This is a genomic window from Vescimonas sanitatis (assembly GCF_049060325.1).
GTDB classification, from domain to species: domain Bacteria; phylum Bacillota; class Clostridia; order Oscillospirales; family Oscillospiraceae; genus Vescimonas; species Vescimonas sanitatis.
Window position 1 is genome coordinate 211,046 of the sequence record NZ_JBMGPW010000001.1, and the last position, 24,897, is coordinate 235,942.

The following is a 24,897-nucleotide window of genomic DNA, read 5'->3' on the forward strand; positions in this document are numbered from 1 at the left end:
CTTGGATATGGACTATCGCAAGGAGATACAGGAGCTGCGCCGCACGCTGACGGAGAACGGATACCTCTACTACGTGCTGGATGCGCCCACCATGTCAGATTATGAATATGACCATCTGCTGCGGCGGCTGGAGGACTTGGAGGCAGCGCATCCGGAGGAGATCACGCCGGATTCTCCCACCCAGCGGGTGGGCGGACAGACGCTGACGGAGTTTCAGCAGGTGACCCACGCCGTGCCGCTGGAAAGCCTGCAGGATGTGTTCGACGACGAGGAGGTCTGCCGCTTCCTGGAGAAGATACCCCTGGAGCACCCCGCCTACAGCGTGGAACCGAAGGTGGACGGCCTCTCCGTGGCTCTGGAATACCGTGACGGCGTGTTCGTCCGCGGTGCCACCCGGGGTGACGGACGGGTGGGGGAGGACGTGACCGAAAATCTGCGGACGATCCGGTCCATCCCCATGACTCTGCCGGAGAAGCTGCCCCGCCTCATCGTGCGGGGCGAGGTGTACATGGCCCGCAGTGTGTTTGAGGAGATCAACGCCCGGCGTGAGATCGAGGGCAAGCCACTGATGGCCAATCCCCGCAACGCCGCCGCCGGCTCCCTGCGGCAGCTGGACCCCAAGATCGCCGCCCAGCGGCGGCTGGACATCGCGGTCTTTAATTTGCAGCTGGCGGAGGGCCGGGAATTTTCCACCCACACAGAGACGATCGACTATCTGGCCAGTCAGCATTTCAAGGTGATTCCCCACAAGCGGCTGTCTGCGCCGTCGGATATCCTGGCGGAGATCGCGGCGCTGGGCGATGGCCGTGAGCAGTTTCCTTTCGATATCGACGGTGCGGTGGTGAAGCTGGACGACCTGCATGACCGCGAGGTTATCGGCAGTACGGCAAAGTTCCCCAAATGGGCCATTGCATACAAATATCCGCCGGAGGTCAAGCCGTCGGTGGTGAAGGATATCGTGGTACAGGTGGGCCGCACCGGTGTGCTGACGCCCAAGGCGGAGCTGGAGCCGGTACGGCTGGCGGGCACGACGGTCGCCTTTGCCACGCTGCATAACCAGGATTATATTACCCAGAAGGATATCCGGGTGGGGGATACGGTGTTGGTGCGGAAGGCCGGCGAGATCATCCCGGAGATCGTTGAGGTGGTGGCGGACAAGCGTCCCGCCGGGACGAAGCCCTATACCCTGCCCGAGACGTGCCCCGTGTGCGGCGCACCGGTGGTGCGGGACGAGGACGGCGCGGCGCTGCGCTGCACCGGCGCGGAGTGCCCCGCCCAGCTGCTGCAGTACCTGACCCACTTTGCCAGCAGGGGCGCTATGGACATTGACGGGCTGGGACCTGCGGTGATGCAGCAGCTGATCGACAGCGGACTTGTCCGGACCGCCGCGGACCTGTACAGCCTAACGCCGAAGCAGCTGGAGCCGCTGGAGCGCATGGGCAAAAAATCGGCGCAGAATGCGGTGGACGCTATCGCCAGAAGCCGGGACAACGACCTGTGGCGGCTCATCAACGCGCTGGGCATACGGCAGGTGGGGGAGAAGGCTGCCAAGACGCTGGCGCAGCGGTTCGGCACTATGGACGCACTGGCAGCGGCTCCGGAGGAGGAGCTGACTGCCGTGGACGACGTGGGCCCCATTACCGCGCGGTATCTCTGCCAGTGGATGAAAAGCCCCCAGTCCCGCGATCTGCTGGCGCGGCTGAAGGCCGTCGGCGTCAATATGACCTGTAAAGAGAAAACGGTTGACAGTCGTTTTGCCGGAATGACTTTTGTGCTGACAGGCACGCTGGAAAAGTTTACCCGAGACGCGGCGGCGGAGATGATCGAAAAGCGGGGCGGCAAGGCCGCCGGCTCCGTGTCAAAAAAGACCACCTATGTGGTGGCCGGAGAAAATGCCGGCAGCAAGCTGCAAAAAGCAGAGGCGCTGGGCATTCCCGTGCTGACGGAGGACGAATTTTTAGCACTTCTGGACTGAGGAGGCAATCAATATGGCAGTGAATACGGATAAGACATTGCAGCATCAGCTGATCTACAGCGTGTTCGTGCGAAACCACACACCGGAGGGCACCTTCCGTGCGCTGGAACGTGATCTGGACCGATTGAGCGCCTTGGGTACGGATATTGTATGGCTGATGCCTATCCATCCTATTGGCGAGGTGGGCCGCAAGGGCACGCTGGGCAGTCCCTACGCCATCCGTGACTACCGGGGCGTGAACCCGGAGTACGGCACCGTGGAGGATTTCCGCCATCTGGTGGGCGCCATCCATGTCCGGGGCATGAAGTGCATCATCGACGTGGTGTACAACCACACGTCGCCGGACTCGGTGCTGGCCCAGACCCACCCGGAGTGGTTTTTCCGGGACGAGCAGGGTCGGCCCAGCCGCCATGTGGCGGATTGGTGGGATGTAGTAGACCTGGATTATACCCACAAGGAACTGTGGCGCTACCAGATCGATACGCTGAAAATGTGGGCGGAGATCGTGGATGGCTTCCGCTGCGATGTGGCCAGCAGCGTGCCCCTGGACTTCTGGGCCCGGGCGCGGCAGGAGGTGGAAGTGGTCCGCCCCGGCTGCATCTGGCTGGCGGAGAGCGTACACGGCGCCCATGTGCTGGGTCTGCGGCGGCAGGGTGCCTATTGCGCCACGGATACGGAGCTGTACCGGGCCTTCGACATGACCTACGACTATGATATCTGGCCGTGGTTCGAAGGGTACCTGTCCGGGGAAAACAGCCTGCGGCAGTACATCGATATGCTGAACTACCAGGAGCTGACATATCCCGCGGGTTTTATCAAGATGCGCTGCGGTGAGAACCACGACACACCGCGTCTGGCCCACTGGGTGCAGGACGAACGGCGGCTGCGGCACTGGCTGGCATTTTTGTACTTCTGTCGGGGCAGTATGCTGCTCTACGGCGGCACGGAGTTTGCACCGCGCCGTCAGGTAGGGCTATTTGATGCGGACGATAATTTCGGCGACAAGCGGTCTGACCTGTCGGACTTCCTGCGCCGGTGCAAGGCCATGAAGCAGACGCTGCCGCTGGAGGGTGCGGTGTGGTACGAGGTCAGCGGCGGCGCTGTTATCGGGCACTATAAGTCCCCGGCAGGGGAGCGCACCGGCGTATTTGATCTGTCCGGCTGCGGCGGCCGCGTATCGGTGGCGCTGGCCGACGGCATGTACAAAAATCAACTGGGCGGTGATTTGACCGTCACCGATGGGCAGGTCGATATCAGCGGCGAGCCGATGGTCATCTGAGTTGTACTTTTCACCAAAACAGGGAGCGATTTTGTAGCAGTTGTTACAGAATCGCTCCCCCTGCATTGATTATTGCGCGCGTGAATGGTATAATTAACACTGTTTTAATGCGCCCGCCCGAAAAGCGGGATACTTCTATGTTTATAGAGGAGGAAAGAAAAGAATGAGCAAAATCATGAAGATCTGCGACGGCAACGAAGCGGCGGCGTATGTGGCATACGCCTTTTCCGAGGTCGCTGCCATCTATCCCATTACGCCGTCCAGCCCCATGGCGGAGCACGCCGATGCCTGGTCGGCCAACGGCAGGAAAAACATCTTCGGCCAGCCGGTGCGTCTGGTTGAGATGCAGTCCGAAGCCGGTGCCTGCGGCGCCTGTCACGGTGCGTTGGAGGCCGGTGCTTTGGCCACCAGCTTCACCGCGTCCCAGGGCCTGATGCTGATGATCCCCACCATGCACCGCATCTCCGGCGAGCGCCTGCCCGGCGTGCTGCACGTGGCGTCCCGTACCGTGGGCACCCATGCGTTCTCCATCTTCGGCGACCACTCCGACGTGATGAACTGCCGGCAGACGGGCTTTGCCATGCTGTCCAGCGGCAGCGTCCAGCAGGCGGCAGATCTGGCTGCTGTGGCGCATCTGAGTGCCATCAAGGCGCGTATCCCGTTCCTGCACTTCTTCGACGGCTTCCGTACCAGCCACGAGATCCAGAAGATCGACGTGCTGACCTACGACGAGTACGCCAAGCTGGTGGACTACAACGCGCTGGCCGCCTTCCGCGCCAACGCCCTGAACCCGGAGGATCCCCGGATGCGTTCTCTGGTGGATAACCCCGATATCTACTTCCAGCTGCGCGAGTCCAACAACACGGCCTATGCCGAGCTGCCGGAAATCGTAGAAGACTATATGGCCCAGATCAGCAAGCTCACCGGCCGCGAGTACCACCTCTTCAACTACTACGGCGCACCGGACGCCGAGCGTGTTATCGTGGCTATGGGCTCTGTGGGCGGCTGCGCCCAGGAGGTCGTCAATTACCTGAACGCCAAGGGCGAGAAGGTGGGCTTCCTGCAGGTACACCTGTTCCGTCCCTTCTCCCGCAAGCATCTGATGGCCGCTATGCCCAAGACGGTGAAGAAAATCGCCGTTCTGGACCGCGTCAAGGAGATCGGCTCCATCGGCGAGCCGCTGTACGAGGACATCTGCGCCGCCTACATCAACGAGAGCGACCGCCCCGCCATCTACGCCGGACGCTACGGCCTGTCCAGCAAGGACACCACCCCCGCCCAGATCAAGGCCGTGTTCGACAATCTGCTGTTGGGCGAGCCGAAGAACCACTTTACCATCGGCATCGTGGACGACGTGACTCATCTGTCCCTGCCTGTGGGCGCGCCGCTGCTGACCGAACCGGAGGGCACCATCTCCTGCAAGTTCTGGGGTCTGGGCTCCGACGGTACCGTGGGCGCCAACAAGAACTCCATCAAGATCATCGGTGAGACGACAGATATGTACTGTCAGGCGTACTTTGAGTATGACACCAAGAAGTCCTTTGGTATCACCAAGAGCCACCTGCGCTTCGGCAAGCACCCCATCAGCTCTACCTATTATGTGAGCAGCGCGGACTTCATCGCCTGCCACAACCAGACGTACCTGACCAAGTACGACATTATCCATGAGCTGAAGCCCCACGGCAGCTTCCTGCTGAACTGCGAGTGGACGGAGAACGAGCTGGAGCAGCATGTTCCCGGCGAGATCCTCAAGTACATCGCCGACAACGACATCAAGTTCTACATCATCGACGCCAACAAGGAGTCTCAGGCGCTGGGTCTGGGCAACCGCTCCAACATGGTGCTGCAGGCCGCCTTCTTCAAGCTGGCCAACGTTATCCCCGTGGAGGACGCCGTGGCCCACATGAAGGACGCCGTCAAAAAGACCTACGGACTCAAGGGCGAGAAGGTCGTCAACATGAACATCGCCGCCGTGGATGCCGGTATCAACGCCCTGGTGGAGGTCAAGGTGAAGCCCGAATGGACGAACCTCACCGGCAAGGCGTTGAAGCCCGCCGACGAGAGCCTGCCCTACGTCATCAAGAACATTCTGGTGCCCATCAACGCCCAGAAGGGCGATGACCTGCCCGTTTCCGCCTTCAAGGGCATGGAGGACGGCACCATGCCGCTGGGCACTTCCAAGTATGAAAAGCGCGGCATCGCCACCCATCTGCCTGTGTGGGACGCTGCCGAGTGCCTCCAGTGCAATATGTGCTCCTTCGTCTGCCCCCACGCCGTCATCCGACCCTTCCTGCTGGACGAGGGCGAGGTAAAGGCCGCACCGGTGGATATGACGCTGGTGGATGCCAAGGGCCCCGGCCTGGCCGGCCTGAAGTACACCATGGGCGTCTCCACGCTGGACTGCACCAGCTGCGGCAGCTGCGTAGCCTCCTGCCCCAAGTCCGGCAAGGCACTGAAGATGGTCCCCACCCACGAGGTGTCTCTGGACCAGACCGACTGGAACTTCCTGACCACCGTGAAGGAAAAGACCTCCCGCGTGGACAAATTTACCCTGAAGGGTAGCCAGTTCAAGCAGCCCCTGGTGGAGTTCAACGGGGCCTGTGCCGGCTGCGGTGAGACGCCCTACATCAAGCTGCTGACCCAGATGTTCGGCGACAAGATGTATCTGGCCAACGCCACCGGCTGTACCCAGGCCTGGGGCGCGGCTATGCCCTGCGTACCGTACTGCAAGAACGCCGAGGGCAAGGGCGTGGCGTGGTCCAACTCCCTGTTCGAGAACAACGCCGAGTTCTCCTACGGTATGTGCCTGGCCGTCAAGCAGCTGCGTGATTGCGTCACCGGCTACGTTAAGGAGCTGGATGCCCTGACCAAGGACGAGGCCGTCAAGGCCGCCATCGCCAAGTATATGGAGACGTATGATGACCTGGACGCCTCCACCCCCGCCACTGCTGAGCTGGTGGCACTGCTGGAGAAGGGCAAGTTCTCCGCCGACGAGCAGAAGCTGGTGGATGAGATCCTAAAGCGCAAGAAAGATCTCTCCAAGAAGACCATGTGGATGTACGGCGGCGACGGCTGGGCCTACGATATCGGCTACGGCGGTCTGGATCACGTGTTCGCCATGGGCGAGGACGTGAATGTCCTGCTGGTGGATACCGAGGTCTACTCCAACACCGGCGGCCAGTCCTCCAAGGCCACGCCTGTGGGTGCTGTTGCCCAATTCCAGGCCAGCGGCAAGAAGACCAAGAAGAAAGACCTTGGCATGCTGATGATGACCTACGACAACGTCTATGTGGCCCAGTGCTCCATGGGCGCCAATCCCAATCAGCTGATCAAGGCCATCAAGGAGGCCGAGGCCCACAAGGGTCCGTCCATCGTCATCTGTTACGCGCCCTGCATCAACCACGGCATCAAGAAGGGCATGAACAACGTCCAGCAGGAGATGAAGGACGCCGTCAACTCCGGTTATTGGAACCTGTACCGGTACAGCCCGGAGACCAAGACCTTTACCCTGGACAGCAAGGAGCCCACCATGCCCCTGTACGACTTCATGAAGGGCGAGGTTCGTTACGCCTCTCTGGAGCTGAGCTTCCCGGAGAACGCCAAGGTGCTGTTCGCCGAGGCGGAGGAAGCCGCCAAGGAGAAGTACGAATCCTATAAGCGCCGCGCGGAGAAGTAAGCCTTCGCAGCAAACGCCCCGGCCATTAGGTCGGGGCGTTTTTTCCTGTATCTGCGGCTTCCGGATGCGGAAAAGGGAGGGGGTAGCCGTGCACCGGGCAGACGGGGGATCCAGGGAGGAAATAACTTATTCCGATAAGAAAAAATTGTTAAACTGTTGACAGACAGATGGGCAAGTGATAAAATTAACAAAGTAAAAAATGCAGCAGCACAGGATGCGGAAAGGGAGAACACTATGGCGAGACCGTTTGACTACACAGCGGAATACAAGCGTAAGCTATGCACCGCCGATGAAGCGGCACGGGTGGTAAAAAGCGGCGACTGGATCGACATCTCCATGGGCACGGGTTTTCCGTCTCTGATGGACGCCGCCATTGCCAAGAGAAAGGATGAGCTCCGCGAGGTCAAGATCCGCGGCTATCTGATCTTCGACCCGATCCAGATGGTGGAGTGCGACCCCGAGCGCAGGCACTTTGTCTACAACAGCTGGCATATGTCCGGCTATGAGCGCAAGCTCTGCGACCGTGGACTGTGTAATTTTAATCCCATGGTGTTCCGCAACCTCAGCTGGTATTACAGCCAGTTCCTCACCGTCAACGTGGCCATGATGGCTGTGACCCCCATGAACGAGCACGGCTACTTCAACTTTGCCGGTGCCACGGCCTCCGCTCGTTCTACGCTGGACAAGGCAGACGTAGTCATTCTGGAGATCAACGAGAATCTGCCCTGGGTCTACGGCGGTCTGGACGAGTGCATCCATATCAGCGATGTGGACATGATCGTAGAGGGGCCCCATGGCCCGCTGCCCAGCGTCAAGTCTCCCGCCGCCAATGAGGCGGAGATGAAGATCGCCGAATACGTGGTGCAGAACATGGTGGACGGCTCCACCTTACAACTGGGCATCGGTTCTCTGCCCAACGCGGTGGGCCAGATGATCGCCAAGAGTGATCTGCGGGACCTGGGCATCCATACCGAGATGCTGTGCGACAGCTATCTGGATATGTACAAGGCTGGCAAGATCACCAACAACCAGAAGAAGCTGGATCGCTACAAGAGCATCTTCGGCCTGGCCATCGGCTCGCCGGATCTGTATGATTGGATACGGGAAAACCCCGGCGTGGTCACCTATCCCATCAGCTACTGCAACGACCCGGCCAACGTGGGCAAGCAGGATAATTTTGTTTCCATCAACAACTGTATCTCCGTCGATCTGTACGGACAGATCTGCGCCGAAAGCTCCGGCACCCGCCAGATCAGTGGCACCGGCGGTCAGCTGGACTTCCTTGAGGGTGCGGCGTTGTCTCACGGCGGCAAGGCCTTTATCTGTCTGACGTCCTCGTTTACGGATAAGCAGGGAAATGTGAAGTCCCGCATCAACCCGCTGCTGACCCCCGGCGACATCGTCACCGACCCCCGCAGCCAGGCGTACTACATCGTCACCGAGTACGGCGGCGTGAACCTGGTGGGCTGTTCTACCTGGGAACGGGCGGAGAAGCTGATCTCCATTGCCCACCCCATGTTCCGCGATGACCTGATCGCCAACGCGGAGAAGCAGGGCATCTGGATCAAGTCCAACAAGCGCTGAAAGGTACATAGCAAGAGGGAGATGGCCCTACGCCGTCTCCCTCTTGACATTTTCCTGCGGATATAGTATACTTCCTGCATATGAAATCGGCGATGACGGGAAGCAGTAGGCGGTCAGCGGATGCCAAGAGAGGGCGCGGCAGGTGTAAGCGCCCGTGATGCCCCGCCCAAGTCGTCCCTGAGCTTCGCGCTGAACTGACAGTAGGCTGCGGCGGTTTGCCCTCCGTTACCGGGGCGGGGTGTTGCTGCACCCATGAGCGCGGGAGCGATCCCGAATACAGGTGGTACCACGGACGTTATGTTCGCCCTGTTTTGCACTGGCAAAACGGAGCGGACTTTTTGTTTTGCCAAATACCGAAAAAGGAGTACAGATATGAAAGAACTGCCCAAGGTCTATGACCCGCGGGACGTGGAATCCCGCATCTACAAGCTTTGGATGGACGGCGACTGCTTCAAGGCGGAGCCGAACCCGGACAAGAAGCCTTTTTCCATCGTCATGCCGCCCCCCAACGTCACCGGCCAGCTGCACATGGGCCACGCCCTGGACTGCACCCTACAGGACATCCTGACCCGCTTTAAGCGGATGCAGGGCTACGAGGCACTGTGGCTGCCCGGCAGCGACCACGCCGGCATCGCCACCCAGATTAAGGTGGAGGAGGAACTGCGGAAGAACGAGGGCTTGACCCGTTACGATCTGGGCCGCGAGAAGTTCCTTGAGCGTGTGTGGGCCTGGAAGGAAAAATACGGCAGCCGTATCGTGGAGCAGCAGAAAAAGATGGGCGCCTCCTGCGACTGGAGCCGTGACCGCTTCACCATGGACGAGGGCTGCTCCCGCGCCGTGCGCGAGACCTTCTGCGAGCTGTACGAAAAGGGCCTGATCTACAAGGGCAGCCGCATCATCAACTGGTGCCCCCACTGCCTGACGGCCCTGTCCGACGCCGAGGTGGAGTACACCGATAAGCCCGGCAATCTGTGGTATATCCGTTACCCCCTGGCGGACGGCAGCGGTGACATCGTGATCGCCACCACCCGGCCTGAGACCATGTTCGGCGATACCGGCGTGGCGGTGAACCCGGAGGACGAGAAGTTCAAGCACCTGATCGGCAAGACCTGCATCCTGCCCATTATGAACCGCGAGATCCCCATCGTGGGCGACGATTACTGCGAGATCGGCTTCGGTACCGGTGCCGTGAAGATGACCCCCGCCCATGACCCCAACGACTTCGAGGTGGGCCTGCGGCACAATCTGGAGGTCATCCGCTGCATCAGCGACGACGGCACCATGAACGAGAACGCCGGCAAATATGAGGGAATGGACCGCTACGCCTGCCGCAAGGCGGTGGTGGCCGATCTGGAGGCGCAGGGCTACCTGGTCAAGACCGAACCGTACAGCCACAACGTGGGCACCTGCTACCGCTGCCACAACGATGTGGAGCCCCTGATCTCCGCCCAGTGGTTCGTGAAGATGGCGCCCCTGGCCAAGGAGGCCATCCGTGTGGTGGAGGACGGCACCATCAAGTTCGTGCCTGAGCGCTTCACCAAGACCTATATCAACTGGATGGAGAACGTCCATGACTGGTGTATCTCCCGCCAGCTGTGGTGGGGCCACCAGATTCCCGCCTGGTATTGCGATGAGTGCGGCCATATCAATGTCAGCCGTGAGGATCCCACCAAGTGTGAAAAGTGCGGCTGCACACACCTGACCCGCGAGGAGGACGTGCTGGACACCTGGTTCAGCTCCGCCTTGTGGCCCTTCTCCACCCTGGGTTGGCCCGACACGGATGCCGCCGACCTGAAGTACTGGTATCCCACCTCCGTTATGGTCACCGGCTACGACATTATCTTCTTCTGGGTGGCCCGCATGATCTTCTCCGGCATGGAGCAGATGAAGAAGGAGCCCTTCAAGACGGTATTCATCCACGGTCTTGTCCGTGATGACAAGGGCCGCAAGATGTCCAAGTCCCTGGGCAACGGAATCGACCCCCTGGAGATGGCCGAGAAGTACGGCGCAGACGCCTTGCGCTTCAACCTGATCACCGGTAACAGCCCCGGCAATGATATGCGCTTCTTCGTGGAGAAGTGCGAAGCCATGCGTAACTTTGCCAATAAAATCTGGAATGCCAGCCGCTTCGTCATGATGAACTTGTCCATCGACAAGGTCGAACTGCCCGAGAAGTTGGAGCTGGAGGACAAATGGATCCTCAGCAAGCTGAATACCCTGATCCGCGAGGTCACCGACAATCTGGAGGCCTACGAGCTGGGCGTTGCCTCCGCCAAGATCTACGACTTCATCTGGGACACCTACTGCGACTGGTATATCGAGCTGACCAAGACCCGCCTGAACGGCGAGGATGCGCAGGCAAAGCAGGCCGCCGAGAATGTGCTGTGCTATGTGCTGCTGCGTATCCTGGAGCTGCTGCACCCGTTCATGCCCTTCATCACCGAGGAGATCTGGCAGGCGCTGCCCCACGAGGGCCGGTACCTCATCTCCGCCAAGTGGCCGGAGTATCAGGATGCGCTGCACTTCCCGGAGGCCGAGGCCGCTATGGAGGCCGTCAAGGACGCCATCTCCGCCATCCGCGCCCGCCGCGCCGAGATGAACGTGCCGCCCAGCCGCAAGGCTCAGGTCATCCTTGTGACGGCGCAGCCGGAGAACTATCAGTTGGGCGCACACTTCATCACCCGCATGGCCTACGCCAGCGAGCTGACGGTGCTGACCGCCGCGCCTGCCGACCTGACCGGCATGGTGACCGTCGCCACCCACGACGCCACGGTGTATATGCCCATGGCGGAGCTGGTGGACATCGCCAAGGAGCTGGAGCGCATCGCCACCGAGCGCAAAAAGGCGGAGGAGAACCTCCAGCGCATCGAGGCCAAGCTGGCCAACGAGTCCTTCACCTCTCGTGCCCCGGAGAACGTGGTCAACGCAGAGCGCGAAAAGGCCGAAAAGGCCCGGGCGCTTATCACCAAGCTGGACGCCTCCGCTGCAGCAATGAAGCTGTAAAGCTATAGTGCTTCACAGTTATTCTGATGTAAAAACGAAAGCAAAGCCCAGCCCGCCGTGTGCAGGACCGGACAAACAAAAAAGACGCCTTTCGGCGTCTTTTTTGTTTGTCCGCAAACGGGAATATGCGCTATATACGCGGCCCGCTGTGCCAGATTGACCGCCGTTCCGGCGCCGAAAAACATGGTGCTTTCCAAAATTTTTCGCCCTTCTGACGGGTTTCGACAAATTCCGCGCGTCGGATAGTCTATAATCAACGCAGAACATCGAACCGCGGAGTTTTTTCTGGCAGGCACGGCCTGCGGCACACACCAAAGAAAAAGGAGCGTTCAAATGGAAGTATCGGCAAAACACGAGGGCAAAACGCTGACATTCTTTCTGGTCGGCGAGTTGGACCACCATGGGGCAAAAGGACTGCTGGAAAATCTGGAGCGCGAGATCGAGCGGACGCTGCCACTGTCGCTGGTGCTGGATTTTTCCGGCGTCACATTTATGGACAGCTCCGGCATCGCCGTGGCGCTGCGGGGTTGGCAGCGGATGCGGGAGCTGGGCGGCGCCGTAACGCTGTATCATGTGGCGCAGCAGCCAAGAAAGGTGTTCGAAGCGTCAGGCGTCGGACGCATGGTGACGATCGTTTGAGGAGGGAGTACATACTATGACGCGAGCTGAAAACTACGTGACACTGGAATTCCTGAGCCGCAGCAGCAACGAGGGGTTTGCGCGGGTGGCGGCGGCAGGCTTTGCCGCCCAACTGGACCCCACACTGGATGAGCTGGGGGACATCAAGACCGCCGTCAGCGAGGCGGTGACCAACGCCATCGTCCACGCCTATCCGGATCAGTTGGGTAAGGTGGTGATGAAGCTGAAGATATTGAAAGGGGGGATGCTGGAGATCACGATCCGCGACTGGGGGCGCGGTATCGAAAATGTGGAGCAGGCCCGCCGTCCCATGTATACCACCGGCGGCAGCGAGCGCAGCGGCATGGGCTTTACGATTATGGAGAGCTTCACGGATCGGTTGGTAGTGCGGTCTGTTCCGGGAAAGGGGACCACAGTGCAGATGCGTAAACGGATCGCGCCGCGGCTGGCGATACGATGAGCGACCGGCTGGCACTGCTGGAACGGGCCCAGCAGGGCGATGACCGGGCGGAGGCGCAGCTGCTGACGGAGAACGCGGGATTGATCTGGTCCATCGTCCGTCGTTACAATGGTTGCGGTGTGGAGACGGATGACCTGTATCAGTTGGGGTGCATCGGCTTTGTAAAGGCTGTAAAGGGGTTTGACCTCACATACGGGACGCAGTTTTCCACCTATGCCGTGCCGAAAATCGCCGGCGAGATACGTCGGTTCCTCCGGGATGACGGTCCGGTAAAAGTGGGCCGCACCATGCGGGAAAAGGGGCAGACACTTTGGGCGGCACGGGAACGGCTGCAAGGGCGTCTGGGCTGTGAGCCAAAGCTGTCACAGCTGGCAGCGGAGACCGGCATGACACCGGAGGAGATCGCCGCCGTGGATCTGGCGCTGATCGCACCGGACTCTCTGCAGCAGGAGACCGCGGAGGGCCTGACGCTGGAGTCCACACTATGTGCCGAGGAGCCCAGCGTCTCTCTGGTGGAGCGTATCGCTCTGCGGGACGCCATCGACGCACTGCCGGAGAAAGAACGGAAGACCATTCTCCTGCGTTTTTTCAAGGGGTTGACGCAGGAGCAGACCGCCCGCATCTTACAGGTATCGCAGGTCCAGGTCTCGCGGCTGGAGCGCCGCAGCCTGCAAAAGCTGCGGGACCTGCTGGCAGAGGAGTGACTTCGGGCAGAGACGGCGTAAAAAGGGAGGCGTCTCGACAGCAGCGCGATTTCGAATGTAAAATGGATCAGGACAGAGGGGGCTCTATTGCGGAACGCTCATCCCGTTATCGGCGGGATGGGCGTTCCCTCGTAACGGAAAGGTGAAACGCTTTCCCGGTATCTGTCTCTCAGCCGTCCGTTCCGGAGGCACCCGGCAGCTTCGGCGAGGCGCCCTGCTCTTTTTCGTATTCCAAAGGCAAAAACTCCGTCATGGTCCCCCGATACCGTTTCGGCATAAACGTGTTCTGACACCGGGGATTTTCGCGCTCCCGAATGGCGACGCTTTGGAAAAACTGCTTCCACAGCGAGCGAAAGTACAACTCGTCCTCTCCGGGCAGCGTGGGCTGAAAGTGCTCCATCCGCATAATGCGGGAACGGCCTCCGGCATACAGCAGCAGCTCTCGATGGGTGCGGTCATAGATAAAGAATTGCTCGTTGGCATAGCGCTGGCAGAAATGGCCGCGCAGCAGCGGCAGCACACGGTTTTTGGGCTCGATCTCCGCGCCCAGTGTACCGCCGTAGTCCGAAAACCGCACAAAACCGCGCAGTTTTTCCAGCTCGCCGTTCATATGGCGGATGGCGCGATACAGCGGATAGCAGGCCGGGTCGGACAGATCGCGCATAAAGCCGGGTCCCTCTGCCAACAGCTTCCGGATAAAGGCGTACAAACGGGCTTCCTTGTCCGGCAGACACGTTAAAAAGCCGCGGCGCACCACGGCCAGCGCTTTGCCGGACCGGGCGGCGATACCGCGGCTGACCCGCTGACTGTACGCCGGCTGGGTGATCACGGTGCGAACCTCATAGAGGGAGAGGGGGTCTTCGTCGCAGCAGAAGGCGGCGGGGGCCTCCTTGTACACATAGCTCTCATATACGCAGCACAGAAAACCATCCAGGCTGCCATCATATTGATAAATCACGTCATTCATACGGCTTCTCCTACCGGATCAAAGAGAGACAACTGTGCAGCCTGGTCCGAAGGCAGCGTATCGCGCTCCAGTCGTTCCAGCTGCAAGGGCAGCGTAGCAGGGGAGAAGTGCAGTCCCTCCGGTATCCGCCCGCCGCAGGTAATAAAGTACTGCGCCCGTTTCAGCACCACGCCCAGCTTTTTCAGGTCCTCAAAGCGTAGGGTACCGCCGCAGCGCCGTGCCGATACGATGCGCCGCGCACTGGTGGGGCCGATTCCGGGAACGCGCAGCAGCGTCTCCAGATCCGCCCGCATGACCTCGACAGGGAACTGGTCCAGATGCTGCAGTGCCCAGCTGCATTTTGGATCCAGCCGCGGGTCAAAGTCCGGGTGGGCGTCATCCAGCAGCTCGGCGGCCCGAAAACCGTAAAACCGCAGGAGCCAGTCCGCCTGGTACAGGCGATGCTCCCGCAGCAGCGGCGGTTTGGTGTCCAGGGATGGCAGCAGGCTATTTTCCACCACCGGTACATACGCGGAGTAGAACACGCGCTTCAGCCTGTACTTGCGATATAGTGACTCCGTCAGGTGCAGAATGCGCCGGTCGCTGTCGTCGGTAGCGCCCACGATCAGCTGTGTGCTCTGCCCCGCCGGGGCAAACACCGGTGCGTGCCGGTACTTCACCAGCTCCGCCTTACTCTGTGCCGCGCCGTCGCGGATCAGTCCCATCGGGCGCAGGATCGCCTCCCTGGTCTTATCCGGGGCCAGCGCCTGCAAACCCTGCTGACTGGGCAGCTCGATGTTCACACTGAGCCGGTCGGCCAGCAGTCCCAGCTGATGCACCAGCTCCGGCGCCGCACCGGGGATAGCTTTGGCGTGGATGTAACCGTTGAAACGATACTCCTCCCGCAGGATACGCAGGGCCCGGATTATCTGTTCCATGGTGTAGTCCGGATCGCGCAGTACGCCGCTGGAGAGGAACAGACCTTCTATGTAATTCCGCCGAAAGAAGCCGATGGTCAGTTCCGCCAGTTCACGGGGCGTGAAGGCGGCGCGGCGCGTATCATTGCTGCGTCGGTTAACGCAGTACTTGCAGTCGTACACGCAGGCATTGCTCAACAGCACCTTCAGCAGCGTGATGCACCGCCCATCGGCCGAAAAGCTGTGACAGCAGCCGGCGATGGAAGAGGAGGTGTTGCCGATCATACCCGGCCGGAATCCGCGGCGCACGCCGCTGGACGTACACGCCGCGTCATATTTGGCCGCATCCGACAATATCGCCAGCTTGTCCAGCAGCTCCATGCTTTTATGCCATGCGGCGGCGCCGGGGCGCCGGCCTGTCAATACAGTCGATGAGCCGCAGTACATTGGCGGCGATGGAACCCGCGCCCAGCAGCGTGATAATGAGACCAAAAGTTGTCATAGTTGTGTCCTCCTTGCTCGAACTGTTGTTCTGGTAATAGTATAAATCGAACAAGCGTTCTTGTCAAGTGAAATCGAACAAAAATTCTATAAATTTCATTTGCGGTTGACCGGGCGCGGAAGTTGTATTAAAATGAGAGCAACGAACGAGAAAGACGAGGCCCCTCTATGACGGATCTGGAAAAACGCTTTATCAAGGCCCGGCGCGATGCGATCGCGGTGGATTATCAGAATTTGAACGACTGCCAGCGCCAGGGCGTGCTGGCCACGGAGGGGCCGCTGCTTCTGTTGGCGGGCGCTGGCTCCGGTAAGACGACCGTGCTGATCCACCGGGTGGCCAATCTGCTGCGGTATGGTCGTGGCAGTGATACCGAGGAGATACCGATTCCCATCAGCGAGGACGAGGTATCGTTTCTGGAGCAGTATGCCAAGGTGCCGGACTCGGCGCAGCACGCTCTCGTGGAGTATCTCTGCGCGGTGGAACCGGCCCGTCCCTGGGAGGTGCTGGCTATCACCTTCACCAACAAGGCTGCTAACGAGCTGAAGGATCGCCTGGGGCGGATGCTGGGGGAGGAAGCTGCCGCCGATGTGTGGGCGTCCACGTTCCACTCCGCCTGTGTGCGTATCCTGCGGCGAGACATCGACCGCATCGGTTTCGACCGCAGCTTTACCATCTATGACAGTGATGACAGCAAGCGTGTGGTCAAGGACATTCTCAAGGAGCTGGGGCTGGAGGAGAAGTCGTTTCCGCCCCGCGAGGTGCAGTCGGTCATCTCCCGCGCCAAGAACGATATGCAGTCGCCGGAGGAATTTCTGGAGCAGTGGCAATCGATCAACGACTGGCGGAAAATAAGGATGGGTAAAGTATATACACTTTACAATAAAAAGCTTCGTGAGGCCAATGCGCTGGACTTTGATGACCTGCTGTGGCACACGGTGCGCCTGCTGCAGACGGCGCCGGATGTGCGGGAGTACTACCAACGGAAGTTCCGCTATGTCCTCATTGACGAGTATCAGGACACCAACGCGCTGCAATACGAGCTGGCCAAGCTGCTGACGGGCCCCGCCCGGAACATCTGTGTGGTAGGTGACGACGACCAGAGCATTTACCGCTTCCGGGGCGCGGATATCACCAATATCCTCAGCTTTGAGCGGCAGTTCAAGGGCGCGCGGGTCATTCGGCTGGAACAGAATTATCGCTCTACGCAGAATATCCTGGACGCGGCAAACGCGGTCATTCGCAACAATCAGGGCCGCAAGGGCAAGACCCTGTGGACGGAGAACGGCTGCGGCGAGCTGGTGACGGTAAAGACCACCTTCAACGAGAGCGACGAGGCCAACTTTGTCCTGGGGCAGATCATGATGTACTACCGCCGGGGCGGCAGCTGGGGTGACTGTGCGGTGCTGTACCGTACCAACACCCAGTCCAACGCGCTGGAATACGCCTGCAAGCGCAGCGGCATCCCCTATAAGATCTACGGTGGTCTGAAGTTTTTTGACCGGGCCGAGGTCAAGGATATGCTTGCCTATCTGTGCGTCATCAACAACCCCACGGACGATCTGCGCCTGCGGCGCATCGTCAACGTTCCCGCCCGCAAGATCGGCCAGGCCACCGTGGACAAGGCCCAGATTATTGCCACACAGCACGGCCTGACGCTCTACGACGTATTCCGCCGTGCGGAGGAATTCCCCGAGCTGAAAAATGCAGCTGGCAAGCTGAATACCTTTACAGAGATGATCGAGGAAATGCGCCGCCGCCTGCCGGAGAGTGAGCTGCCGGAGTTCTACGATTACGTCTGCGAGCGAAGCGGCTACGCGCCCGCCCTGCGGGAGAAGGACGATATGGAGAGCCGGGGCCGGCTGGAGAACGTGCAGGAGCTGCGCTCCAGCATCCTGGCCTACCTGGAAAACGCCGAGGGCGCGGAGACGAGTCTCTCCGGCTTCCTGGATGAGATCGCGCTGTACACCGACCTGGACAGCCGGGTGGACGGCGACAACTGCGTGACCATGATGACCATGCACGCCGCCAAGGGCCTGGAATTCCCCCAGGTATTTGTGGTGGGCATGGAGGAGGGGCTTTTCCCCGGAAATCGCGCCATGGGCGATGGCGACGAGATGGAGGAGGAGCGCCGGCTGTGCTATGTGGCCATGACCCGCGCCAAAGAGAAGCTGACGCTGACCAACGCCCGCCAGCGCACGCTGTACGGTAAAACAACACCCTGTATGCCCTCCCGGTTCCTCAGTGAGATCCCGGAGAACAACATGGAGTGGCTGTCCAAGCCGGTACCCCGCAGCGACACCTGGGAGGACTCTCGGGACGATGATGGCTGCGCTTACGGTTACGGCGGCTATACACGTCAGGGTACCACAGCACCGACGCGCCGCGAGGTACCTGCCGCGTCTCGTCCCGGCTCGCTGCATACGGCCAGAACGGCGGCAAAAGCACCGTCTACCGCCTCTTACATACAGCTGCAGGCAGGGGAGACGGTGGAGCACGACGCTTTCGGCAGAGGCCTGGTGCTCTCCGTGCGGCCTATGGGCGGCGATGCACTGCTGGAGGTAGCCTTCGATACGGTGGGTACCAAGAAGCTTATGCTGAAGGCCGCCTCCCATCATTTGAAGAAGGTGTAAAGCAAAGTAATTTTATAAATACGGAAGGAGAACGGATATGGGGTTTTGGTTCGGCTTTGACACAGGGTTCGACATCATGCAGGTATTTGTTTTCGCGATATTTGCCATCGTCATCGTCTGCTTCATCGCCTTAGCGGTAAAGGGCATTGGCACCTGGCACAAGAACAACAACTCTCCGCGCCTGACGGTGCAGGCGGCTGTTGTCGCCAAGCGGCAGAATACCGATGTGCACCACCACAGCAATAACAATGGCGGTATGCACACCAGCACCTCCACTCACTATTACGTAACGTTCCAGTTTGACAGCGGCGACCGGCTTGAGCTGCACGTTCCCGGAAGGGAATACGGCATGATGGCGGAGGGCGACGTGGGCGATCTGACGTTCCAGGGTACCCGTTACCTGGGCTTTGACCGGCACACCGCAGGGGCCGTTCCCGAGGCCGGACCCGTCACAGCAGAGGACGTCCCGCCGCGGTACACGGAGAAGAAAAGCTGGGACCCAGAGCTGTGAAAATCATTAAAAAAGCACAGACACCCTGCTTAAAAGGCAGGGTGTCTGTGTTCTCCGGAAACGCAAAAAGCTCTGCGATACATCGCAGAGCTTTTAACTGTGCAGTTCAGACGCGATCAGATCGTGCGGGTAACCTTGCCGGAACGCAGGCATCGGGTACAAACATACACATGGCGAGGCGTACCGTTGATCACAGCCTTCACGCGCTTGACATTGGGCTTCCAGGGGCGGTTGGAACGCCGATGAGAGTGGGACACCTTGATACCAAAGGTCACGCCCTTGTCGCAAAATTCGCACTTTGCCATCCGTTGCACCTCCTTGCTGTCATAACATACCTCTTGCATCGCAAGCAGTTGATATAATAACAGATGTGCGCCGAAATTGCAAGTATTATTTGACAAAAAAACGAATTTTTTTTGCATGGGGAAAGTGTTGCGAAAAAGCGCGCCGCAAGATATAATTAAAAGAAGTATATTCGCCCGTTTCCGGGCAGGAGGAGCGCCCATGGAAAAAGTGAAACGCACACCCGCCAGCCTGAAAAAAATGGTAGAGACCTTCGGTATGGAAATACTGCACCGCGGCAGCGACTATGACAGCGCGGTGATCACCATTTCCGACGTGAATCGGCCCGCCCTGCAGCTGGTAGGCTTTTACGATTATTTTGACGACAAGCGCCTGCAAATATTGGGACGGGGCGAGATACGCTATCTGGAGCGCATGACCGAGGCAGAGCGTCTGCGGGTGTTCAACCAGCTGATGAGCTATCCGTTCCCGGCAATGATCGTGGCGCGGAATATGGAGGCGCCGCCTGAGCTGGTGCAGATGGCGGACAAGCACGACCGCACGCTGCTGCGGGCGGTGGACTCCACGGTGGATATCACCAGCCGGCTCATTGACTACCTGAACCGGGTAACGGCCCCGCAGATCACGCGGCACGGCGTCTTGATGAATATCTACGGACAGGGCGTACTGATCCTGGGCGACAGCGGCATCGGCAAGAGCGAGACGGCCATTGAGCTGCTCAAGCGCGGTCACCGGCTGGTGGCGGATGACGCGGTAGAGATCCGCCGGGTGTCCAACTCTCTCTACGGCACGGCGCCGGAGATCATCCGGCACTATATCGAGATACGCGGCGTGGGCGTCATCGACGTGCAGCAGCTGTTCGGCATGGGCGCGGTGCAGTTCGACACGGAGATCGACCTGGTGATCCAGCTGGAACAGTGGGAAGACGGGAAGTTCTATGACCGGCTGGGCCTGGGCGAGGAGAAATACACCATGCTGGATGTGAGCCTGCCCATCGTGACCATCCCGGTGCGGCCGGGGCGTAACCTGGCAGGCATCGTGGAGATCGCCACCATGAAGAACCGGCAGATGAAGTACGGCTACAACGCGGCACGTGACTTCGTGACGCAGTTTGACAGCAAGGTGGACGCCATGCTGAAGAAAAAGAGCACAACGGGCGAGGCGGAGAACAGATGAAATACGTTGGCGTAGACATTGGCGGCACCAACCTCAAGGCGGGGCTGGTGGACGAAAGCGGAACGCTGCTGGCGACACAGAAGATGAAGGTCGCGTCCATCGTAGACCGTGAGGGGCTGGCGTGGACAGTGGCGTCACTGGTGCAGGAGCTGGCAAAGGCGGCCAATATTCCGGTCAGTGATGTGGCGTCGGTAGGCGTCGGCGTTCCCGGAACGGTGGATATACGGGCGGGTTCTATCGCGTATACCTGCAACCTTCCCCTGCGGGACGTGCCGCTGCGAAAGCTGTTTCACAAATATCTGAATATCCCGCTGTACATCGAAAACGATGCTAACTGCGCGGCGCTGGCGGAGTTCCATGTGGGCGCGGGACGCGAGAGCAAGCGCTTTGTGACCATCACGCTGGGTACCGGCGTGGGCGCGGGTATCATCCACAACGGGAAAATATACCACGGCGCCAACGGTATGGCCGGTGAGGTGGGTCACATGGTCATCGAGCAGAACGGCCTGCCGTGCCCCTGCGGGCGGCGCGGCTGCTGGGAGCAATACGCCAGCGCCACGGCGCTGAAGCGCATGACGGCAGAGGCACTGGCGGCCTACCCGGACAGTATTCTGGCGCGGGTCATCACGGAGAATGACGGACACGTGTCCGGACAGTCGGCGTTTATCGCGGCCCGCGAGGGTGACCCGGTGGGACAAATGGTGTGCGACCGATACGTGGACTACCTGGCCTGCGGCGTGGTGAACGTGGTGAATATCTTTCAGCCGGATACACTGGCCATTGGCGGCGGCGTCAGCAATGAAGCGGACGAGCAGCTGCTGCTCCCCGTGCAGCAGCGGGTGGCCAGAGAGAGCATTCCCTGCGGCAAGGACCGGCGGACGCGCATCGTCAAGGCGCAGCTGGGCAACCGGGCGGGTCTGATCGGCGCGGCCCTGCTGGGAAAGAATAAGCGTATCTGACAGGGGCATATACTACCGCTGGCAGTGTAGGGAACCCCTTATTTTCAAAGCTTGGAGGCATTATGAGCTGGTACGAGGAGCTGGACAAATGGGCGGCGGACTATCTGCCGGATATGGAATATGAGAAGGACGCGCCGCTGGATCGGTATACCTCCTTCCGCATCGGCGGGCCGGCGCGGCGCATGGCCTTTCCCCGCAGCGGGGAGGCGGCGGTACTGCTGGTGAGCCATGCACTGGAGCTGGGCGCGCGGCCCTTTGTGCTGGGAAACGGCACCAACGTGCTCTTCCCGGATGAGGGCGTGGAGCGTCTGGTGATCTGCACCCGGGACATGGCGTGTGTGGCGGCTGGTGCGGTCGCAGGTGAGATCACGGCAGAGTGCGGCGCATCACTGGCAAAGATCGCTGTTTTCGCGCAGAAGGCAGGGCTTTCCGGGCTGGAGTTCGCCCACGGGATACCGGGAAGCCTGGGCGGCGCAGTGTGCATGAATGCCGGTGCCTATGGCGGGGAAATGGCACAGGTGGTAAAGGAAGTGACCGTGCTGTTCCCCGAGGATGGTGTCAAGACCCTCAGTGGAGAAGAAATGGCGTTTTCCTATCGGCACAGCCTGCTGACAGAGCAACCCGACACGGTGGTGCTGCGGGCGACGCTCCGCTTGCAGGCCGGTATCCCCGGGGAGATACGGGAGAAAATGGACGAGCTGATGGCCCGGCGTAAGGCGTCACAGCCGCTGGAGTATCCCAGCGCGGGCAGTACCTTTAAGCGCCCGGCGGGCCACTATGCTGCGGCGCTGATTGATCAGTGCGGCCTAAAGGGACTGACCGTGGGCGGCGCACAGGTGTCGGAGAAGCACGCAGGGTTCGTCATCAACCGGGGCGGGGCGTCCTGCGCTGATGTGACAGCTCTCATGGCAGAGATACAAAAGCGCGTGCGGGAGCAAACCGGCGTTGTGCTAGAGCCTGAGGTCCGGGTCATTACTTGAATTACGACCGCATCGATCACAGGTGTTTCAATGGCCTTGATAGAAGGTATATAAAATGTGCCAGTAAGTATACAAAAATGTTACAGTAAAGGTAATAAAAAAGAACGCAAAAGTGCAGCAAAAATAACGCCGTACCGGGCTTGTTTTTGACGGGATTCCGAATCACGCTTGACGGCGGGGGAGGATACTGAATTGGAAATACTCATTATTTCGGGAATGTCCGGTGCGGGAAAGAGCCGCGCCGCCATCTGTCTGGAGGACAGCGGCTACTACATCGTGGACAACCTGCCGGCGGAGATGATGGTCAAATTCGCCGAGTTCTGCGCGGCCGCCGGCGGCCGGTATGACCGCTTGGCTTTCGTGTACGACGTGCGGGCCGGGGAGCCCTTTGACCGGCTGACCGGCGCGGTGGAAGAGCTGCGGCGGCAGGGCCTGCGATGTCGACTGCTGTTTTTGGAGGCGGACACCAAGACCATTATCAACCGCTATAAGGAGACACGGCGGAGCCATCCTCTGTGCGGTGACGGGGCCTCCATTGAAGAAGCGGTAGCGCGGGAACGGGCGATGCTGGCACCGGTGCGGGCGCAGGCGGACCTGGTGCTGGACACGTCGGCATTTTCTACGGCCAAGCTGCGTAGCACACTGCTGACGCTGCTGGGCGGCGGCAGCGGTGGAGGACTGCATGTGACGGTGCTGTCCTTCGGGTTCAAGAACGGCCTGCCACCGGAGGCAGACCTGGTGCTGGACGTGCGGTTTTTGCCAAACCCCTACTATGTGCCGGAGTTAAAAAGGCTGACCGGGCTGGATGTGGCGGTGCGCGACTATGTGATGAACGCGGCGGCCACGGAGGAATTCTGGCGGCGTCTGACGCCGATAGTGGATTATTTACTGCCCCAGTACCGACAGGAGGGGCGGACGGAGCTGGTGCTGGCTGTAGGCTGTACCGGCGGTCGGCACCGATCTGTAGCTGTGGCGCACCGGCTGGCGGCATACATTGACGCGTTGGGCTTTTCCGTGGCGGAAAGCCACAGGGATATGGGGCGGTAAGTGTGTTCCGCACCTGCGGTCGGAGCAAAAACAGGAGACGATGTATGAGCAAATACGATAAACTCTGGGAATATGTGTTTAAGGATGGACGGGATCAATTTACGCTGTCGTTCGAGGAAATAGGACGTATTGCCGGTGTGCCCATCGACCACGCCTTCCTAACGTATAAAAAGGAGCTTGCGGCATACGGCTACCGGGTGGAAAAGATATCCATGAAGGCAAAAACGGTGGCTTTCCGCCGTGCGGAACAGTGAGGTGAAGGGTCATGATCTCATTTGCGGGAAAGGTAAAAAATGAGCTGTGCCGCGTGGGGATAGGCCGCCAGTGCTGCGCCCGGGCCGAGGGCTACGGTGTGCTGCTGTACGGCAACACGTTCACGCCCGGAGAGATACGGATCATCACGGAGAACGGAGACTTCGCCGCGCGGCTGCCAAAGCTGTTTCAGAAGGCTTTTGGGGTGAAATTCGACCGGGTACCGGAGGAAACGAACGGCAAAGGAAAGCTGATCTTCGGCATCACAGCGCCGGAAAAGTTGGAAAAGATCATCAACACACTTGGCTATGATGCGAGGCAGTTGACGGCGCTGCACGTGAACTTCGGAATACTGGAGGAGGACTGCTGCCGGACGGCGTTCCTGCGGGGGGCATTTTTGGCGGGAGGCAGCGTCACCGACCCAGAGAAGCGGTACCATCTGGAGCTGGCCACCAGTCATGTGCCGGCCAGCCGGGAGGTACAGGCGCTGATGGAGGAGATGGGGTTCCTGCCACGTTCCATACGGCGCGGCGCGGATGCACTTCTGTACTTCAAGCAGTCAGAGCATATCGAGGACTTTCTGACGAAGATCGGCGCACCGGCGGCGGCCATGGACATCATGACGGCGAAGGTGGACAAGGAGATACGCAACGGCGCCAACCGGGCCATGAACTGCGATATGGCCAACGTAAACAAGACGCTGGACGCGGCGCAGGAGCAGGTGGGCGCCATCGAGAAGCTGCGCCGCAGCGCCCGGTGGGACAAGCTGCCGGAAAAGCTGCGGCAAACCGCGGCGCTGCGGCTGGAATATCCGGAGCTGTCGCTGGTACAGCTGGCAGAGAAGTGCGACCCGCCGGTAACAAAGTCGTGCATGAACCATCGAATGAGAAAGTTGATGGAGGAGGCTAAGGAGCTATGAACATGAGAGAACGGTGCGAACGCGCGGAGGCGTACAGAAAAAACGGGGCCAACTGCGCCCAGGCGCTGCTGGCGGCATTCGCAGATGTAATGGGTATTACGGAGACCCAAGCGCTGGCTGTCGGTGCGGGGTTAGGCGGCGGCGTGCGAAGCGGGAACATCTGTGGGGCGGTAAACGCGCCTGTGATGATCCTGGGCTGCGCGTTTCCGGAAATGGCCGCCAGCAAGGCGAAATCCGCGGAGATCACCAAGGAATACCAGCGGCGGTTTATGGAGAGATTTAAGCATCTCAACTGCCGGGAACTGCTGGCGGAGAAGGAATTGCAGCCCACTGACACGGCCATGGCACTGGCGGCAGGGGACCACTGCGGGCTGCTTATTCTCAGCGCGGCGGAGATACTGTGCGGGATGATAGGGGAGAAGTAAAGGAGAACAG

General features: G+C 60.1%; 20 protein-coding genes and 1 other annotated feature. Of the genes, 17 read left to right on the forward strand and 3 right to left on the reverse strand.

The genetic code is table 11. The annotated features are described in order from the left end of the window. The first annotated feature begins 7 nt into the window (after positions 1–7). From ligA to ACOMDU_RS01185, 8 genes are all read left to right on the forward strand, one after another. Positions 8–1,975 carry an NAD-dependent DNA ligase LigA gene (ligA, locus tag ACOMDU_RS01150; protein WP_421128655.1) on the forward strand — a complete coding sequence of 656 codons (1,968 nt, stop codon included), beginning with the start codon at positions 8–10 and terminating at the stop codon, positions 1,973–1,975. Positions 1,976–1,988: 13 nt separating this feature from the next. Further along, positions 1,989–3,254: an alpha-amylase family glycosyl hydrolase gene (locus ACOMDU_RS01155; protein WP_421128656.1), complete on the forward strand. Its 1,266-nt coding sequence runs from the start codon at positions 1,989–1,991 to the stop codon at positions 3,252–3,254. A gap of 163 nt (positions 3,255–3,417) precedes the next feature. Further along, entirely contained in the window at positions 3,418–6,930 is a 3,513-nt protein-coding gene (gene nifJ, locus ACOMDU_RS01160; RefSeq protein ID WP_421128657.1) for a pyruvate:ferredoxin (flavodoxin) oxidoreductase, read from the forward strand. Between the two features lie 234 nt (positions 6,931–7,164). Then, complete coding sequence (locus ACOMDU_RS01165; protein WP_421128658.1) at positions 7,165–8,514, forward strand: acetyl-CoA hydrolase/transferase family protein; 1,350 nt, start codon at positions 7,165–7,167, stop codon at positions 8,512–8,514. 83 nt (positions 8,515–8,597) lie between these two features. Beyond that, positions 8,598–8,826 (forward strand) — a binding site (T-box leader). Between the two features lie 60 nt (positions 8,827–8,886). Then, complete coding sequence (locus ACOMDU_RS01170; protein WP_421128659.1) at positions 8,887–11,517, forward strand: valine--tRNA ligase; 2,631 nt, start codon at positions 8,887–8,889, stop codon at positions 11,515–11,517. Positions 11,518–11,850: 333 nt separating this feature from the next. Further along, positions 11,851–12,156, forward strand: a complete 306-nt coding sequence (locus ACOMDU_RS01175; protein ID WP_421128660.1) for an anti-sigma factor antagonist — start codon at positions 11,851–11,853, stop codon at positions 12,154–12,156. 16 nt (positions 12,157–12,172) lie between these two features. Beyond that, positions 12,173–12,616, forward strand: a complete 444-nt coding sequence (gene spoIIAB, locus ACOMDU_RS01180; protein ID WP_421128661.1) for an anti-sigma F factor — start codon at positions 12,173–12,175, stop codon at positions 12,614–12,616. Beyond that, positions 12,613–13,320: a sigma-70 family RNA polymerase sigma factor gene (locus ACOMDU_RS01185; RefSeq protein WP_022135919.1), complete on the forward strand. Its 708-nt coding sequence runs from the start codon at positions 12,613–12,615 to the stop codon at positions 13,318–13,320. The genes spoIIAB and ACOMDU_RS01185 overlap by 4 nt, the downstream gene beginning before the upstream one ends. Before the next feature lie 169 nt (positions 13,321–13,489). On the opposite strand, the gene ACOMDU_RS01190 is transcribed toward ACOMDU_RS01185, so the two are convergent. Both ACOMDU_RS01190 and ACOMDU_RS01195 read right to left on the reverse strand, forming a co-directional pair. Beyond that, positions 13,490–14,287, reverse strand: a complete 798-nt coding sequence (locus ACOMDU_RS01190; protein WP_421128662.1) for a TIGR03915 family putative DNA repair protein — start codon at positions 14,285–14,287, stop codon at positions 13,490–13,492. Further along, positions 14,284–15,564 carry a putative DNA modification/repair radical SAM protein gene (locus ACOMDU_RS01195; protein ID WP_421128663.1) on the reverse strand — a complete coding sequence of 427 codons (1,281 nt, stop codon included), beginning with the start codon at positions 15,562–15,564 and terminating at the stop codon, positions 14,284–14,286. Before ACOMDU_RS01195 ends, ACOMDU_RS01190 begins: the two co-directional genes overlap by 4 nt. A gap of 288 nt (positions 15,565–15,852) precedes the next feature. Between ACOMDU_RS01195 and ACOMDU_RS01200 the strand changes: the two genes are divergently transcribed. Both ACOMDU_RS01200 and ACOMDU_RS01205 read left to right on the forward strand, forming a co-directional pair. Next, positions 15,853–18,315, forward strand: a complete 2,463-nt coding sequence (locus tag ACOMDU_RS01200; RefSeq protein WP_421128664.1) for an ATP-dependent helicase — start codon at positions 15,853–15,855, stop codon at positions 18,313–18,315. A gap of 37 nt (positions 18,316–18,352) precedes the next feature. After that, entirely contained in the window at positions 18,353–18,826 is a 474-nt protein-coding gene (locus ACOMDU_RS01205) for a DUF2500 domain-containing protein (protein WP_421128665.1), read from the forward strand. Between the two features lie 116 nt (positions 18,827–18,942). Here ACOMDU_RS01205 and rpmB read toward each other — a convergent pair whose 3' ends face one another. Then, complete coding sequence (rpmB, locus tag ACOMDU_RS01210; RefSeq protein ID WP_421128666.1) at positions 18,943–19,131, reverse strand: 50S ribosomal protein L28; 189 nt, start codon at positions 19,129–19,131, stop codon at positions 18,943–18,945. Positions 19,132–19,330: 199 nt separating this feature from the next. Here rpmB and hprK point away from each other — a divergent pair, with 199 nt between their 5' ends. From hprK to ACOMDU_RS01245, 7 genes are all read left to right on the forward strand, one after another. Next, complete coding sequence (gene hprK, locus ACOMDU_RS01215) at positions 19,331–20,305, forward strand: HPr(Ser) kinase/phosphatase (protein WP_022135926.1); 975 nt, start codon at positions 19,331–19,333, stop codon at positions 20,303–20,305. Next, positions 20,302–21,264 carry an ROK family protein gene (locus ACOMDU_RS01220; protein ID WP_421128667.1) on the forward strand — a complete coding sequence of 321 codons (963 nt, stop codon included), beginning with the start codon at positions 20,302–20,304 and terminating at the stop codon, positions 21,262–21,264. Before hprK ends, ACOMDU_RS01220 begins: the two co-directional genes overlap by 4 nt. Before the next feature lie 62 nt (positions 21,265–21,326). After that, positions 21,327–22,244 (forward strand): UDP-N-acetylmuramate dehydrogenase, encoded by a 918-nt coding sequence (murB, locus tag ACOMDU_RS01225; RefSeq protein ID WP_421128668.1) that lies wholly within the window; start codon positions 21,327–21,329, stop codon positions 22,242–22,244. A gap of 192 nt (positions 22,245–22,436) precedes the next feature. Beyond that, positions 22,437–23,291, forward strand: coding sequence for an RNase adapter RapZ (gene rapZ, locus ACOMDU_RS01230; RefSeq protein WP_421128669.1), 855 nt, complete (start codon positions 22,437–22,439; stop codon positions 23,289–23,291). Positions 23,292–23,335: 44 nt separating this feature from the next. After that, positions 23,336–23,545 carry a hypothetical protein gene (locus ACOMDU_RS01235; protein ID WP_022135930.1) on the forward strand — a complete coding sequence of 70 codons (210 nt, stop codon included), beginning with the start codon at positions 23,336–23,338 and terminating at the stop codon, positions 23,543–23,545. Between the two features lie 11 nt (positions 23,546–23,556). Further along, positions 23,557–24,462: a DNA-binding protein WhiA gene (gene whiA, locus ACOMDU_RS01240; protein WP_421128670.1), complete on the forward strand. Its 906-nt coding sequence runs from the start codon at positions 23,557–23,559 to the stop codon at positions 24,460–24,462. Beyond that, entirely contained in the window at positions 24,459–24,887 is a 429-nt protein-coding gene (locus tag ACOMDU_RS01245) for a C-GCAxxG-C-C family protein (protein WP_421128671.1), read from the forward strand. Before whiA ends, ACOMDU_RS01245 begins: the two co-directional genes overlap by 4 nt. The last annotated feature ends 10 nt before the right edge of the window (positions 24,888–24,897 follow it).

Excerpts from the sequence above, each read along its gene's own strand:
- spoIIAB (WP_421128661.1), top strand. The coding sequence starts at position 12,173 with ATGACGCGAGCTGAAAACTACGTGACACTGGAATTCCTGAGCCGCAGC.
- ligA (WP_421128655.1), top strand. The coding sequence starts at position 8 with ATGGACTATCGCAAGGAGATACAGGAGCTGCGCCGCACGCTGACGGAG.
- ACOMDU_RS01245 (WP_421128671.1), top strand. The coding sequence starts at position 24,459 with ATGAACATGAGAGAACGGTGCGAACGCGCGGAGGCGTACAGAAAAAAC.
- ACOMDU_RS01205 (WP_421128665.1), top strand. The coding sequence starts at position 18,353 with ATGGGGTTTTGGTTCGGCTTTGACACAGGGTTCGACATCATGCAGGTA.
- ACOMDU_RS01195 (WP_421128663.1), bottom strand. The coding sequence starts at position 15,564 with ATGGAGCTGCTGGACAAGCTGGCGATATTGTCGGATGCGGCCAAATAT.
- ACOMDU_RS01190 (WP_421128662.1), bottom strand. The coding sequence starts at position 14,287 with ATGAATGACGTGATTTATCAATATGATGGCAGCCTGGATGGTTTTCTG.
- whiA (WP_421128670.1), top strand. The coding sequence starts at position 23,557 with ATGATCTCATTTGCGGGAAAGGTAAAAAATGAGCTGTGCCGCGTGGGG.
- ACOMDU_RS01170 (WP_421128659.1), top strand. The coding sequence starts at position 8,887 with ATGAAAGAACTGCCCAAGGTCTATGACCCGCGGGACGTGGAATCCCGC.
- hprK (WP_022135926.1), top strand. The coding sequence starts at position 19,331 with ATGGAAAAAGTGAAACGCACACCCGCCAGCCTGAAAAAAATGGTAGAG.
- ACOMDU_RS01155 (WP_421128656.1), top strand. The coding sequence starts at position 1,989 with ATGGCAGTGAATACGGATAAGACATTGCAGCATCAGCTGATCTACAGC.
- ACOMDU_RS01235 (WP_022135930.1), top strand. The coding sequence starts at position 23,336 with ATGAGCAAATACGATAAACTCTGGGAATATGTGTTTAAGGATGGACGG.
- ACOMDU_RS01220 (WP_421128667.1), top strand. The coding sequence starts at position 20,302 with ATGAAATACGTTGGCGTAGACATTGGCGGCACCAACCTCAAGGCGGGG.
- rpmB (WP_421128666.1), bottom strand. The coding sequence starts at position 19,131 with ATGGCAAAGTGCGAATTTTGCGACAAGGGCGTGACCTTTGGTATCAAG.
- ACOMDU_RS01175 (WP_421128660.1), top strand. The coding sequence starts at position 11,851 with ATGGAAGTATCGGCAAAACACGAGGGCAAAACGCTGACATTCTTTCTG.
- murB (WP_421128668.1), top strand. The coding sequence starts at position 21,327 with ATGAGCTGGTACGAGGAGCTGGACAAATGGGCGGCGGACTATCTGCCG.
- nifJ (WP_421128657.1), top strand. The coding sequence starts at position 3,418 with ATGAGCAAAATCATGAAGATCTGCGACGGCAACGAAGCGGCGGCGTAT.
- ACOMDU_RS01200 (WP_421128664.1), top strand. The coding sequence starts at position 15,853 with ATGACGGATCTGGAAAAACGCTTTATCAAGGCCCGGCGCGATGCGATC.
- ACOMDU_RS01165 (WP_421128658.1), top strand. The coding sequence starts at position 7,165 with ATGGCGAGACCGTTTGACTACACAGCGGAATACAAGCGTAAGCTATGC.
- ACOMDU_RS01185 (WP_022135919.1), top strand. The coding sequence starts at position 12,613 with ATGAGCGACCGGCTGGCACTGCTGGAACGGGCCCAGCAGGGCGATGAC.